This window comes from Roseococcus sp., assembly GCF_965227005.1.
In the GTDB taxonomy this organism is placed as follows: Bacteria; Pseudomonadota; Alphaproteobacteria; order Acetobacterales; family Acetobacteraceae; genus Roseococcus.
In genome coordinates this window covers 160,684-173,546 of sequence record NZ_CBDDFJ010000021.1, presented here as the reverse complement: position 1 = coordinate 173,546, position 12,863 = coordinate 160,684, and the positions used below count along the sequence as shown (strand labels likewise).

At 69.4% G+C, this 12,863-nt stretch carries 12 protein-coding genes; 7 read left to right on the top strand and 5 right to left on the bottom strand.

Translation table 11 applies throughout. The annotated features are described in order from the left end of the window. Window positions 1–173: 173 nt before the first annotated feature. Complete coding sequence (locus tag ACO057_RS11950; RefSeq protein WP_421991944.1) at window positions 174–827, top strand: hypothetical protein; 654 nt, start codon at window positions 174–176, stop codon at window positions 825–827. 73 nt (window positions 828–900) lie between these two features. Here the strand turns inward: ACO057_RS11950 and ACO057_RS11945 are convergent, their stop codons facing one another. The 4 genes from ACO057_RS11945 to ACO057_RS11930 all read right to left on the bottom strand — a co-directional run bounded on the left by ACO057_RS11945 (window position 901) and on the right by ACO057_RS11930 (window position 4,368). Beyond that, window positions 901–2,076: an MFS transporter gene (locus tag ACO057_RS11945; protein WP_421991942.1), complete on the bottom strand. Its 1,176-nt coding sequence runs from the start codon at window positions 2,074–2,076 to the stop codon at window positions 901–903. Between the two features lie 74 nt (window positions 2,077–2,150). After that, on the bottom strand, window positions 2,151–3,353 hold the full coding sequence (gene rlmN / locus ACO057_RS11940; RefSeq protein ID WP_421991940.1) for a 23S rRNA (adenine(2503)-C(2))-methyltransferase RlmN: 1,203 nt from the start codon (window positions 3,351–3,353) through the stop codon (window positions 2,151–2,153). After that, a complete protein-coding gene (locus tag ACO057_RS11935; protein WP_421991938.1) occupies window positions 3,350–3,883 on the bottom strand; it encodes a hypothetical protein in 534 nt (177 codons plus the stop codon). Before ACO057_RS11935 ends, rlmN begins: the two co-directional genes overlap by 4 nt. A 158-nt stretch (window positions 3,884–4,041) precedes the next feature. After that, a complete protein-coding gene (locus ACO057_RS11930; RefSeq protein ID WP_421991936.1) occupies window positions 4,042–4,368 on the bottom strand; it encodes a TIGR02300 family protein in 327 nt (108 codons plus the stop codon). A gap of 82 nt (window positions 4,369–4,450) precedes the next feature. Here ACO057_RS11930 and aroA point away from each other — a divergent pair, with 82 nt between their 5' ends. The 4 genes from aroA (at window position 4,451) to ACO057_RS11910 (ending at window position 9,405) form a co-directional block, all read left to right on the top strand. Beyond that, the gene (gene aroA, locus ACO057_RS11925; protein ID WP_421991934.1) at window positions 4,451–5,800 is read left to right on the top strand and encodes a 3-phosphoshikimate 1-carboxyvinyltransferase; all 1,350 of its coding nucleotides are present in this window, start codon (window positions 4,451–4,453) and stop codon (window positions 5,798–5,800) included. Further along, window positions 5,797–6,432 (top strand): (d)CMP kinase, encoded by a 636-nt coding sequence (gene cmk / locus ACO057_RS11920; protein ID WP_421991932.1) that lies wholly within the window; start codon window positions 5,797–5,799, stop codon window positions 6,430–6,432. Before aroA ends, cmk begins: the two co-directional genes overlap by 4 nt. A 195-nt stretch (window positions 6,433–6,627) precedes the next feature. Then, a complete protein-coding gene (gene rpsA / locus ACO057_RS11915) occupies window positions 6,628–8,346 on the top strand; it encodes a 30S ribosomal protein S1 (RefSeq protein WP_421991930.1) in 1,719 nt (572 codons plus the stop codon). Window positions 8,347–8,679: 333 nt separating this feature from the next. Next, complete coding sequence (locus ACO057_RS11910; RefSeq protein ID WP_421991928.1) at window positions 8,680–9,405, top strand: response regulator transcription factor; 726 nt, start codon at window positions 8,680–8,682, stop codon at window positions 9,403–9,405. A 12-nt stretch (window positions 9,406–9,417) separates the two neighbouring features. Here ACO057_RS11910 and ACO057_RS11905 read toward each other — a convergent pair whose 3' ends face one another. Next, window positions 9,418–10,851: an FAD-dependent oxidoreductase gene (locus ACO057_RS11905; protein WP_421991926.1), complete on the bottom strand. Its 1,434-nt coding sequence runs from the start codon at window positions 10,849–10,851 to the stop codon at window positions 9,418–9,420. A 56-nt stretch (window positions 10,852–10,907) separates the two neighbouring features. On the opposite strand from ACO057_RS11905, the gene ACO057_RS11900 reads away from it, so the two are divergent. Then, a complete protein-coding gene (locus ACO057_RS11900; protein ID WP_421991924.1) occupies window positions 10,908–11,723 on the top strand; it encodes a DUF2272 domain-containing protein in 816 nt (271 codons plus the stop codon). After that, complete coding sequence (locus ACO057_RS11895) at window positions 11,720–12,841, top strand: NADH:flavin oxidoreductase/NADH oxidase (RefSeq protein WP_421991922.1); 1,122 nt, start codon at window positions 11,720–11,722, stop codon at window positions 12,839–12,841. The genes ACO057_RS11900 and ACO057_RS11895 overlap by 4 nt, the downstream gene beginning before the upstream one ends. The last annotated feature ends 22 nt before the right edge of the window (window positions 12,842–12,863 follow it).

Here is a 12,863-nt window from a genome sequence, read left to right as displayed (position 1 = left end):
CCCGGCGGGACGGGGTTTTTCCATCACCCGGCATGTCATGGGCGCCGATCGGGTGAATCGATCCATCCGATAGGAACTGACGGATTGTCGGGCGGGCGGAAATTCCCGAATTTTCAACCATCAGGTGTCGGCGCCGGGCCCCGGACGGGCCGGCAGGGTTGAGGGAGAAGCACATGGCGAAAGTCTGGGTCTATTGCTGGGATCACGTCCGCGGCGGGGAGGGCGCCTCCTGGGGCCATTCCTCCGTCCAGGTCGAGGGGGGCGCCTACATCTCCTGGTGGCCTTCGGCCGACGAAGATCGCAACTACACGGTCAACGCCAAGAAGAGCCCCTTCCTGGCGAGCATGATGCGAAAGATCATCGGCACCACCAACGTCTACAAGGTGAAGCATCGCTGCAATACGACGCTCCAGGCCGATGTCACGCAGGAGGGTCGGCCGGCGGACAATGTGATCGAGATCGCCAACGGCGTGCTCGACACGAACAAGATCAGCCTGTGGTGGCGCGGCTATGCCTATGAGACGGCGAGCTACCACACGATCAAGAAGAATTGCTCGACGACGGTGATCCGCGCGCTGCGCGCCGGCGGCTCGGACAAGCTGCTGGGCAAGAAGACCATCGACTTCTTCTCCAAGCAGTCCGGCTGGGAGCCGACAGACATCATGGCCTATCTGCGCCTGCTGAACCGGAGCCAGGGCGATACCAAGGTGAACCTGACGGGTACGCCGGCCACCACGCCGCCGCGTCGGAACACGATGGTGGAGGGGACGGGGGTGGCGATGTGCGAGGAGCATGGCGAGCCGCTGCTGACCTGCGGGTCCTGCTGATCCGTGCCGTGGCCGGCGACGGGATCGCGCCGGCCCGCCCGGGAAGCGCCGAAGGCCTGATGCCGTTCGGCCGCTACTTCACGTTCCGCATCCACACGGCGAAGGCCACCATGCCGGCCGCCGCCAGCCCGAAGCACATGCGATAGCCGCCCCCGGCGATCACGCCGGCGAAGACCAGCGAGCCCGCCGTCTGCCCGAGGAAGAGGGACATCGCGAAGCAGGAAACCGAGGTCCCCCGCGCCTCCGGCAGGGCTTCGGTCGCCCGCGCCTGCAGCACCCCATGGAAGCTGTAGAAGCAGAAGCCCAGCATGAGCTGCAGGACCAGCACCATGCCCCAGACCGGGGCGGCCGCCGTCAGGCCCAGCCCCGCCGCGAGGCCGAGCCCGCCGCCCAGCAGCAGCCCGCGCTCGCCGAAGCGCCGCACCATCCGCCGGGCCAGCCGCGTGTAGAAGATCGCCCCCACGCCGAAGAAGGCCACGACCAGCCCCGCCTCACCGGCGCTCAGGAAAAAATCCTCGATCAGGTAGGAGGCGATGAAGGGAAAGGCGCCGCCGAAGAGCAGCGCGCCGTCCAGGAAGGCGGCGAACATCAGCCGCCGCGCCGAGGGGCTCTTCAGGATCTTCGCATAGGCCATCAGCCCGCTCTGCCCGCGCGGGCCCTCGGGCAGAGCCTGGAACATCCGCGGCCCCAGCAGGCTCGCCATGATCACGCCCACGCCGAGGGTGAAGGCGCCGAAGGCCATGTAGCTGGCCTGCCAGCCGTAATGCTGCCCGATCACGCCCGAGATCGGGCCCGTCATCAGCTGCGCCATCACATTGCCGATGAGGAACTGGCCGATCACCGCCTGGCGGTCGGCATAGGGCACGGTGTCGCCGATATGGGCGAGCAGCAGGGGAATGATCGCCCCGGCCACCAGCCCGCTTGCCGCCCGCAGCACCGCCAGCTGGGTCACGGTGGTGGCGAATTCCGCGAGGACGGTCAGCAGGCCGAAGAGAATCAGCGCGACCGCCACGACGCGCAGCTTGCCCAGCCGGTCGCCGAGCGGCCCCGTCGCGACCTGGCCGCTGCCGTAGAACAGCATGAAGATCGCGACGACGACGGCGATGTTCGAGACGGTGACGCCGAAATCCGCGGCCACCATGGGCATCAGCGGATCCATGATCCGCATGCCGGCGGCCGAGCCGAAGGCCGCCAGGGAGAGCAGCCAGATGGCCACCTGCGGGGGATTGCCGGCGCGACCTTCGGTCATTTGGATTCAGTTCTCGGACGGGGTGGTGTGGGGATATTCCGGTCGGCCAGGGCGGCCACGGGAACATCCGCGCCTCACGCGGCGGTGGTGCGCCGCGCGCGCTCGCTTTCGGTCTTGAGCTGACCGCAGGCGGCGAAGATGTCACGCCCGCGCGGCCGGCGGATTGGGCTGGAATAACCCGCATCGTTGAGGATCGCGGCAAAGCGCCGCACGGCCTCGGGCGTCGAGGTCAGGTAGCTGCTGCCCGGCCAGGGGTTGAACGGGATCAGGTTCACCTTGGCCGGCAGGTCGCGCAGCAGGCGGACGAGCTCATGCGCCTCGGCCTCGCTGTCGTTCACGCCGCGCAGCATCACGTATTCGAAGGTGATGCGCCGCGCGTTGGAGGCGCCGGGATAGCGCTTGCAGGCCGCCAGCAGCTCCGCGATGGGATATTTGCGGTTCAGCGGCACCAGCTCGTCGCGCAGGTCGTCGCGCACGGCGTGCAGCGAGACGGCCAGGTTCACGCCGAGCTCCTCGCCGCATTTGTCCATCATCGGCACGACGCCCGAGGTGCTGAGCGTGATGCGACGGCGCGAGAGGGCGATGCCCTCATGGTCCATGATGATGGTCAGGGCGCGGGCCGTGGCCTCGTAATTGTAGAGCGGCTCGCCCATCCCCATCACGACGATGTTGGAGACGCGCCGGCCTTCCTCGCCCTTGGGCGTGGGCCATTCGCCGTAGCTGTCCCGCGCGGCCATGAACTGGCCGACGATCTCGGCCGTGCCGAGGTTGCGCACCAGCTTCTGCGTGCCCGTATGGCAGAAGGAGCAGCTGAGCGTGCAGCCCACCTGGGTCGAGATGCACAGCGCCCCGCGATCGTCCTCGGGGATGTAGACGGTCTCGACCTCCTGCCCGTCGCGCCACTTGAACAGCCACTTGCGGGTGCCGTCGGTGGAGGTCTGCTCGGTGGTGATGCCGGGGCGGCCGATGGAGAAGCGATCGGCCAGCTTTGCCTGGAGCGGCTTGGCGATGGTGTTCATCACCGAGAAGTCGCGCGCGCCCTGGTGGTAGATCCAGTGCCAGAGCTGCTTGGCGCGGAAGGGCTTCTCGCCGATCGCGAGCATTTCCTCGGCCAGCTGATCGCGGGTGAGCCCGACCAGCTCGCGCCGGCCTTCCTCATCCGTCATCGGCGGCGGCGCGAAGATCGCGGATTTGGCGAGGATGCGCAGGCGCTCGGCCTCGGTCAGGCCGTCCGGCGGCTGCGCCACGCGCGTGGAGGGCTGAAAGGCGTTGCTCACCTGCGGGCCGCCGGGCATTCGCGCGAGATGGCGTCATAGGCCTGGCCGAAGCCGTTCAGCCCGAAGGTATCCGTCGCCTGGCCGCGGCCGTTCGGGCCCGGGCCGCGGCCCAGCGCCTCGCGCCCGCCGCGCAGGGCGGCGACCACGGCGCGGCCGTCGCGGGCGAAGGCGGTGTCGCCGGAGGTGTAGAAGGGCAGCTCGGTCGAGCCGACGAAGAGGCGAGCCTCGGCGTTGCGCGGGAAGGCATAGGCGGCGCGGAAGGCCACCTGGTCGCGGCCGCCGGGGCGGTGCGTGACCACGAGCATGACGTTGTTCTGCTCGCGTCCGGGCACGCCCTCGATGCTGCGCGCGCGGGTGAAGGCATAGCAGACCTTCTGGCCGCCCTCCATGTGGGTGGCGGCCGTCCAGGCCTGGAAGGCGCCGAGCTGCGCCGGCCTGGCGCCGGGCGCGCGGGCGGGCTGCGCCTGGGCGGCGGGCAAAGCGAGCGTCAGCAGGATGGCCAGGGAGGGGGCAAGGGCAAGACCGCGCATGCCGCTAGATACGAGCGCTGGGCCCGCACCGCAACAGCAGCCCCACGCAAGGCTGCCCGGCAGGGCGCACTTATGGGGGCCACAAGCCCCATCGACGGGCCACAGGCCCGGCGCTTCAGCAGATCGTCAGCGCGGGATCGCGCGGCCGAGGGCGAAAGTCAGCCCTCTTCCTCGCGGTCGGTCTCGACCTCGATCTCGTCGGCGATGGCCTCGTCCTCGTCCTCGAGGTCGTCGGCATCCTCGACGCCGGCATCGGCCTCGACGTCCTCCAGCTCGACATCGTCGCCATCGGCCTCCGTCGTGGCCGTGGCGCGCTTCTTCAGCTTCTCGTCCGGGACGATATTCGCCGAGCGGCGGGGGCGGGGCTGCTCCGCCGGCTGCTCCGTCCCGCATTTGGGGCAGACGGCCGGCTGCTTGCCCATGTCATAGAACTTCGCGCCGCACGAGACGCAGACGCGCTTCAAACCGAGATCCGGCTTTGCCATGGGGGCCCTCTGATTCCTTCTGCCCCGTTGGGCAGCGGCGCGCATTGCCACGGGGCGCGCGTCGGTGTCAAACGGGGCCTCCATGTCGCACGATCCAAATCCCACTCCCCTGCGCTCCAGCCCGGCCCCGAAAGGGCTCTCCGGCCGGCTCACCGTGCCCGGTGACAAGTCGATCAGCCACCGCGCGCTGATGTTCGGCGCCCTGGCCGTCGGCACCACCGAGATCGAGGGATTGCTCGAAGGCGAGGACGTCCTGCGCACCGCGGCCGCCATGCGCCTGCTGGGCGCGACCGTCGATCACCTCGCCCCCGGCCGCTGGCGCGTGTCCGGGCGTGGCATCGGCGGGTTGACCGAGCCGGAGGATGTCCTGGACATGGGCAATTCCGGCACGGCCGCCCGGCTGATCTGCGGGCTGCTGGCCGGCCATCCCATCTTCGCGGTCATGACGGGCGACGGCAGCCTCCGCCGCCGGCCGATGCGCCGCGTCACCGACCCGCTGGCCGCCTGCGGCGCCCGATTCTCCTCCCGCGAGGGCGGCCGCCTGCCCCTCGCCATCGAGGGGGCGCGCAACCCGCTGCCGCTGGACTACACCCTCCCCGTCGCCTCGGCGCAGGTGAAGAGCGCCTGCCTGCTGGCCGGGCTCTGCGCCTCGGGCATCACCCGCGTCGTGGAGCACGAGGCGACGCGCGACCATTCGGAGAACATGCTCCGCCACTTCGGCGCGACGGTGCATGTCGAGACCAAGGGCCATGGCCGGATCATCGAGCTGGTCGGCCAGCCGGAGCTGCGCGCGGCGGCGGTGAACGTGCCGGGCGACCCCTCCTCGGCCGGATTCTTCCTGGTCGCGGCGCTGGTCGTGCCTGGCTCGCGCCTCGTGATCGGCAATGTCGGGCTGAACCCGCTACGGACCGGCCTCTTCGATTCGCTGCGGGAGATGGGCGCGAAGCTCGAGGTCGGCGATCCGCGGCTGGAGGGCGGCGAGCCGGTGGGCGACCTGACCGTCGAATTCACCGGGCTGCGCGCCGTCGATGTCCCGGCCGAGCGCGCGCCGAGCATGATCGACGAATATCCGATTCTTGCCGTCGCGGCGGCCTGCGCCACGGGAATCAGCCGCTTCCGCGGCCTCGCCGAGCTGCGCGTGAAGGAAAGCGACCGCCTCATCGGCACCGCCGAGCTGCTGCGCCAGGCCGGCGTGCGCTGCGAGATCGAGGGCGACGACCTGATCGTCCATGGCTGCGGCGGGCCGCCGCCCGGGGGCGGCCTCGTCGCCACGCAGATGGATCATCGCCTGGCGATGAGCGCGCTGGTGCTGGGCCTGGCCTGCAAGGCGCCGGTCTGCATCGACGACGGCAGCTTCATCGCCACCAGCTTCCCCAACTTCCTGCCGCTGATGCATGGCGCCCTCGGCGCCGAGACCATGGTTCCGGCGTGACCCCGCCTCTGGTCATCGCGGTGGACGGCCCTGCCGCGGCCGGCAAGGGCACGCTCGCCCGGCGGCTGGCCGCGCATCTGGGGCTGCCCTATCTCGATACGGGGCTGCTCTACCGCGCGACGGGGCGCCGCGTGCTGGACGCGGGGGGCGATCCCGCCGACCCGGCCGCCGCGCAGCAGGCCGCGCGCGGCCTGACGCCCGCGGACTTCACCCGCGCCGATCTGCGCGACGCCGCGGCCGATGCCGCCGCCAGCAAGGTCGCGGCGATCCCCGCCGTGCGCGCCGCCCTGCTCGACTTCCAGCGCAACTTCGGCGCGGCGCATGGCGCGGTGCTGGACGGGCGCGATATCGGGACGGTCGTCTTCCCCGAGGCGCCGGTGAAGCTCTTCGTCACCGCCAGCCCCGAGGAGCGCGCGCGCCGGCGCCATGCGGAGCTCGCGGCGCGCGGCGCCTCGCCGGGACTCGACGAGGTGGCGGCCGAGATGGCCGCGCGCGACGCGCGCGATGCGGCGCGCGATGTGGCGCCGCTGGTGCCGGCCGGGGATGCCGTGCAGCTCGACACCACCGGCCTCGATGCCGATCTGGCCTTCGCGGCGGCGCTGCGAATCGTCGAATCCATACAGGGCAAGTGATTTCCGCTTGACGGTCGGGGCATCAAGGCAGATGTAACGCGCGCCGCTTTGTGCGGCCGGATCGGTGCGGACCGTACGCGCGCCAATGACCGGCGGATCTCTCCGCAAGCCGTGATCGCCTGGACTCCGGGAGATGGCGCAAGACCCGGAATGCGGGGCCATCGCCCCGCGCTCGACTCAGGACAACATCGCCACATGGCATTTGCCAACAGCCCCGCCACGAGCGGCGGCTCCGAAGATTTCGCCACGCTTCTCGATGAGATGCTCGGCGCCAACACCGGCTTCGCCGGCTCCGTCGTCTCGGGCAAGATCATCCGCATCGATGATGACTTCGCCGTCGTGGACGTGGGCCTCAAGAGCGAAGGCCGCGTCCCCCTCAAGGAATTCGCCCCCCAGGGCATGAAGCCTGAGATCAAGCCGGGCGACGTCGTCGACCTCTTCGTGGAACGCTACGAGGACCGTGACGGCTCGATCGTGCTGTCGCGCGAGAAGGCTCGCCGCGAGGAAGCCTGGACGAATCTCGAGAAGGCCTTCGCCGCCAACCAGCGCGTCAACGGCGTTCTCTTCGGCCGGGTCAAGGGCGGCTTCACCGTCGACCTCGGCGGCGCCGTGGCCTTCCTGCCCGGCTCGCAGGTCGATATCCGCCCCGTGCGCGACGTCGGCCCCCTGATGGGTCAGTCGCAGCCCTTCCAGATCCTCAAGATGGACCGCGCCCGCGGCAACATCGTTGTCAGCCGCCGCGCCGTGCTCGAAGAGACGCGCGCCGAGCAGCGCGCCGAGCTGGTGCAGGGCCTCAAGGAAGGCATGGTTCTCGACGGCGTCGTCAAGAACATCACCGACTACGGCGCCTTCGTGGATCTGGGCGGCGTGGACGGCCTGCTGCACGTCACCGACATCGCCTGGCGCCGCATCAACCACCCGAGCGAGGCCCTGACGATCGGTCAGGCCGTGAAGGTGCAGGTCATCCGCTTCAACAGCGACACGCAGCGCATCAGCCTCGGCATGAAGCAGCTGATGTCCGATCCGTGGGATGGCGTGGCGATCAAGTACCCGGTCAACGCCAAGTTCTCCGGCCGCGTGACCAACATCACCGACTACGGCGCCTTCGTGGAGCTGGAGCCGGGCGTCGAGGGTCTCGTGCACGTGAGCGAGATGTCCTGGACGAAGAAGAACGTCCACCCGGGCAAGATCGTCGCGACCTCCGAGCAGGTGGACGTGCTGATCCTGGATGTGGACGAGCCCAAGCGCCGCATCTCGCTGGGCCTCAAGCAGGCTCAGGGCAATCCGTGGGAGGTCTTCCTGCAGGATCATCCGCTGGGCAGCGAGATCGAAGGCGAGATCCGGAACATCACCGAGTTCGGTCTGTTCATCGGCGTCGGCCCGGATGTGGATGGCATGGTCCATCTCTCCGACCTCAGCTGGGATCTGCCGGGCGAGTCTGCCATCGGCGCCTACAAGAAGGGCGACATGGTGAAGGCGAAGGTTCTCGACGTCGACGTCGAGAAGGAGCGCATCTCGCTGGGCATCAAGCAGCTCGAGGCCGATCCGGCCGCCGAGGTGCTGGACAACGTGAAGAAGGGCGACATCGTCACCTGCACCGTCACCAAGATCGAGGCCAATGGCATCGAGGTGAAGGTCAATGACGTGCTGACCGGCTTCATCCGCCGTGCGGAACTGGCGCGTGACCGCCAGGATCAGCGCCCCGACAAGTTCGCCATCGGCGAGAAGGTCGATGCGAAGATCACCGCCGTGGACCGCGCCGCCCGCCGCCTCTCCCTGACCGTCAAGGGCAAGGAGATCGAGGAGGAGCGCGAGGCCGTGAAGGAATACGGCACGGCCGATTCCGGCGCGTCGCTGGGCGACATTCTCGGTGCGGCCATTCGCCGCCGCCGCGAGCAAGCCACCGAAGAGTGAGATCTCAGGCCGGCTTCGGCCGGCCTGGTTCTGAAGGAAGGGGCGCGCCTGTTCAGGGCGCGCCCCTTTTTCGTTGCGGAGGAACGCCTCAAATGGCGATGCGATTCCCCTGGTGTGAGATTTTTGCGGCGACGGATCGGATTTTCGTCACGATCGCAAGGATCGGATGAATTCGGGGGCTTCAACCGCCAAAGGTGCTGCAAATTGCCGCGTTAAGTCGTGATTAATGACTATTATTTTTTTAAATACACATCAATCACTGAAAATTCCTTGGGAGACACACGCAGGAGTGGTATTCCTCCACACGCAAAACGTGTGTTGGAGAGCCCCCCGATGCGTATCCTCCTGGTCGAAGATGATCGCTCCGCCGCCCGCGGCATCGCCTTTCAGCTGCAGCAACACCGGATGGTGGTGGATTTGGCCGATTGCGGGGCCGAAGCGCTGGAGCTGGCCCGCCTCTACGACTACGACGCCGTCGTGGTGGACCTCATGCTGCCGGATATGGAGGGCTATGAGGTGGTCTCCAAGCTCCGCGCCTCGCGCGTCGAGTGCCCGGTGCTGATGCTCTCGGCCGTCTCGCGCACCCAGGCCAAGGTGCGCGGCCTCTCCGTCGGTGCCGACGACTACCTCTCCAAGCCCTTCGAGCCCGATGAGCTGGTGGCGCGCCTGCAGGCCATGATCCGCCGCTCCAAGGGCTTCTCCCAGCCGCGCATCCAGCTCGGCGCGCTCTCGCTGGATCTCGGCGCCAAGGAGGTGGCGGTGCAGGGCCAGGCGGTGCACCTCACGGGGAAGGAATATGCCATCCTCGAGCTGCTGCTGATGCGCCGCGGTACCGTGCTGTCGAAGGAGAATTTCCTCGACCACCTCTATGGCGGCATGGACGAGCCGGACAGCAAGATCATCGACGTCTTCGTCTGCAAGCTCCGCAAGAAGCTGCAAGTCGCCGGTGCGGCCAATGTGATCGGCACCGTCTGGGGGCGCGGCTACATCGTCCGCGACGGCAGCGGCCCTGCGGCCCATCGCGCGATCTTGCCCGAGATGCGGCTCAGCGCCGCCTGATCGGAGAGGAGGTCAGGCGGCTTTGACCGCGCTGCCATCGGAGAGGTGGACGCCACCTTTCCGCAACCCGGCCTGAAGCTCCCCGATCGGCACTGCGCGCGGGGCGATACCCCGGTTGGCTGCGATGGCCGCCGCCACGCCGGCCGCCTGGCCGGTGAGCCAGCATTGCGGGATCTCCCGCAGGAAGGAGTGGCTGTTGGTGTCGCAGCTCAGATGGCGGCCCGGCGCGAGCAGCCCATCCAGCGTCTCCGGCACCAGCGCGCCATAGGGCACGGAGACATTGGCGAATTTCGGCGCGAGGCTCGGGGAGACGCCGATTTCGTCCGTCCTGACGCGCCCGTCCCAGTCCGAGCGCAGCACGCTGCCTATCCCGCGAAGGCGGCGGGCATGGCGGATGCCGATCTGGGGGGCGGAGAGCATCATCCAGGCGTTCTGGAAGCCGGGCGCTTCGGACCGGTAGTGATCGAGATGCTGCGCCATCAGGCGATGGCTCTGGATTTCGACGGCGGTGAGGTCGTCGACGTCCACGGCCGAATAACCGGAGAGGCGAGGGCCCAGAAACAGCGCCACGTCCTCGCGCCAGGAGGCGAAGGCGCGCTCGAAATAGCGGAACCGCTCGCGGCCGCGCTGCATGAAGGCGCCGAAGGCCTCCGGCTCCTCGGCGCGCCAACGCTGGTAGGCCGGCATGTTCACGCCGCCGAAGAGCCAGCTCGTATTCATGCAATGGTGGATGTCGGCCTCGTCGATATCCGCGTCATAGGCCGCGCCGGCGCGGGCGAAGAGGTCGCCATCGCCGGTCGCGTCCACCACGCAGGCGGCGCGGATGGCGCGGCGGCCCTGCTTGGACTCGAAGAAGGCGCCGCGCACGGCGCCGCTCTCGAGGATTGGCTCGGCGCCCCAGGCGTGGAAGAGGATTTCCGCGCCGGATTCCAGCACCATCTCCATGGCGGCGAGCTTCATCACCTCGGGATCGCAGGTCGGCGAATGGGTCACCACGCCATGAAAGGCGGCGGTGCGGAGCTGCCACCAGGCGGCGGTCGCGGCATCGCGGCTGCCCCAGGCGGCGGGCGGAGGGCCGGCGACGGCCTCGCGGGGGAGGCGGTCCAGGAACTCCTCGGCGAAACCGCGGATCACCTTGCGGCCGGACCAGTCCGTCATCCGGTCGATCCAGACCACCAGCCCGCCGGTCGAAAGCCCGCCCAGATGATTGTACCGCTCCAGCAGGATGGTCCGCGCGCCTTGGCGGCCGGCAGCCACCGCCGCGGCCACGCCCGCCGGGCCGCCGCCGACCACCAGCACGTCGCAGTTCGCATGGACCGGGATGCCGCGCGCGGCTTCGGTTACCGTCTCGCCCGTCGGCGGGCGGCGGTGACGCCTGGTGTCCCCCGCGAAGGTTTCGCTGCGGAAGAAGAGGCGACCGCCATCGGTCTCGGAGTTCGTGCCCATGGCTGAAGAAATAGACCGTCTTGCGGCGGATGCCAGCCTTTGGCAGACAGGCCGACGTGTTGCGCCTCCTGTCTTTGCTCCTGTTGCTGGCCGGTTGCGCGGCCCAGCCCCAGGTCGCAACCATCCCGCCGCCGCTGAGCTATCCGCCAGCGGCCCGCGAACGCATGATCCGCCTGGCGCTCGGCGAATGGCGCGACTGGGGCTGCGTCGTCACCGGCCTCCCCACGCCCAGCGTCGCCACCTGCGAGAACCCCGGCATCCCGCGCCCCGAAAGCGCGATCGAGAATTTCCCGCGCGTTCTCGCCTATTGGCGTGTCGTTCCGAACGCGGAAGGGGCCATTCCCGCCAATCGCGGCCGTTATGCCGCCGCCCTGCGCGGCGAGGCGACGGCGCCCGCCCTCTGGGCCGAGCCCTATTGGTCGGCCGCCTTCATCTCCTGGGTTCTGGCCGCCGCCGGGGTGGACGCGCCGGAATTCGCGCCCAACGCCGCGCATTCCGGCTATCTCGACCATCTCGACGCCCTGGCCGCCGCCTGGCCGCGCCTCGCGCCCTTCCTGCCGCGCGATCCGGCGGCCTATGCGCCCCAGCCCGGCGACCTCGTCTGCCGCGACCGTTCGCGTCGCCCGCTCACCTCCTGGGCGGAGCGCGCCGGCGAACGCGGGCAGTTCCGCCCCATGCATTGCGACATCGTGGTCGCGGTCGGCGCCGGGGTGGTCGAGGCCGTGGGCGGCAATGTGTCCGACAGCGTGACCCTCTCGCGCTGGGCCGCCGACGAAAGCGGGCGGCTGGTGCCCGGCGAGCCCCGGGCCCTCGTCATCATGGAAAGCCGGCTCGGCCGCACACCCCCCTGGTTCCCGGAGACGCGTTCATGACCGACCTGTTCAGCCCCCTCACCCTTCGCGGGGTCACCTTCCGCAACCGCATCGGCGTCTCGCCCATGTGCATGTACTCCTGCGCGGAGGACGGGCTGCCGACCGACTGGCATCTGGCGCATCTCGTCTCCCGCGCCGTGGCAGGTCCCGGCATGACGATGGTCGAGGCTTCGGCCGTGGTGCCCGAGGGCCGTATCACGCCGCGCGACGTCGGTATCTGGAGCGATGCGCATACCGCCCCGCATGCCCGCCTCGCGGCCGCGATCGCGGCGATGGGCTCGGTTCCGGCCGTGCAGATCGCCCATGCCGGCCGCAAGGCCAGCCGCGCCCGCCCCTGGGACGCGCCGGCGCCGGCCGAGAATGGCTGGCAGACCTATGGCCCCAGCGCCGCGGCCTTCGGCGATTTCCTCGCGCCCCAGGCCATGAGCGAGGCCGATATCCGGGCCGTCATCGACGCCTTCGTGGCCGCGGCGAAGCGTTCGGTCACGGCGGGCTACAAGCTCATCGAGATCCACGGCGCGCATGGCTACCTGATCCACCAGTTCCTCTCGCCCCTTTCCAACCAGCGCAATGACGGCTGGGGCGGCGATTTCGACGGCCGGACCCGCCTGGCCCGCGAGGTCACCCAGGCGGTGCGCGCCGCCATCCCCGACGAACTCGCGCTGTCCATCCGCATCTCGCACACGGACTGGGCCGAGGGCGGCTGGAACACCGAGGAGAGCGTCGGACTGTCGAAGATCCTGAAGGGTCTGGGCGTGGACATCGTCGATGTCAGCTCGGGCGGGCTCGATGCCGGCCAGAAGATCCCGATGGGTCCGGGCTATCAGGTGCCCGGCGCGGCGGCAGTGAAATCCGGCGCGGCGGTGCCGGTCATGGCGGTCGGCCTCATCACTGAGCCGGCGCAGGCGCAGCAGATCCTCGACGAGGGCAAGGCAGATATGATCCTGCTGGCCCGCGCCTTCCTGCGCGATCCCTACTGGACCTTCAACGCGGCCGTTGCGCTGGGTAAGACGGCCTCGGTGCGGATTCCGCCGCAATACGACCGCTCCTGGAGCTCGGGTGGGGTCGGCCGGCTGGTGCTGGACCAGAAGATCGGCGACCCGCTCCCCGCGCTGTAAGGCGATTCCCGCCGCGCTGCAG

Excerpts from the sequence above, each read along its gene's own strand:
- ACO057_RS11945 (WP_421991942.1), bottom strand. The coding sequence starts at position 2,076 with ATGACCGAAGGTCGCGCCGGCAATCCCCCGCAGGTGGCCATCTGGCTG.
- ACO057_RS11935 (WP_421991938.1), bottom strand. The coding sequence starts at position 3,883 with ATGCGCGGTCTTGCCCTTGCCCCCTCCCTGGCCATCCTGCTGACGCTC.
- ACO057_RS11910 (WP_421991928.1), top strand. The coding sequence starts at position 8,680 with ATGCGTATCCTCCTGGTCGAAGATGATCGCTCCGCCGCCCGCGGCATC.
- aroA (WP_421991934.1), top strand. The coding sequence starts at position 4,451 with ATGTCGCACGATCCAAATCCCACTCCCCTGCGCTCCAGCCCGGCCCCG.
- rpsA (WP_421991930.1), top strand. The coding sequence starts at position 6,628 with ATGGCATTTGCCAACAGCCCCGCCACGAGCGGCGGCTCCGAAGATTTC.
- ACO057_RS11930 (WP_421991936.1), bottom strand. The coding sequence starts at position 4,368 with ATGGCAAAGCCGGATCTCGGTTTGAAGCGCGTCTGCGTCTCGTGCGGC.
- ACO057_RS11950 (WP_421991944.1), top strand. The coding sequence starts at position 174 with ATGGCGAAAGTCTGGGTCTATTGCTGGGATCACGTCCGCGGCGGGGAG.
- ACO057_RS11895 (WP_421991922.1), top strand. The coding sequence starts at position 11,720 with ATGACCGACCTGTTCAGCCCCCTCACCCTTCGCGGGGTCACCTTCCGC.
- ACO057_RS11905 (WP_421991926.1), bottom strand. The coding sequence starts at position 10,851 with ATGGGCACGAACTCCGAGACCGATGGCGGTCGCCTCTTCTTCCGCAGC.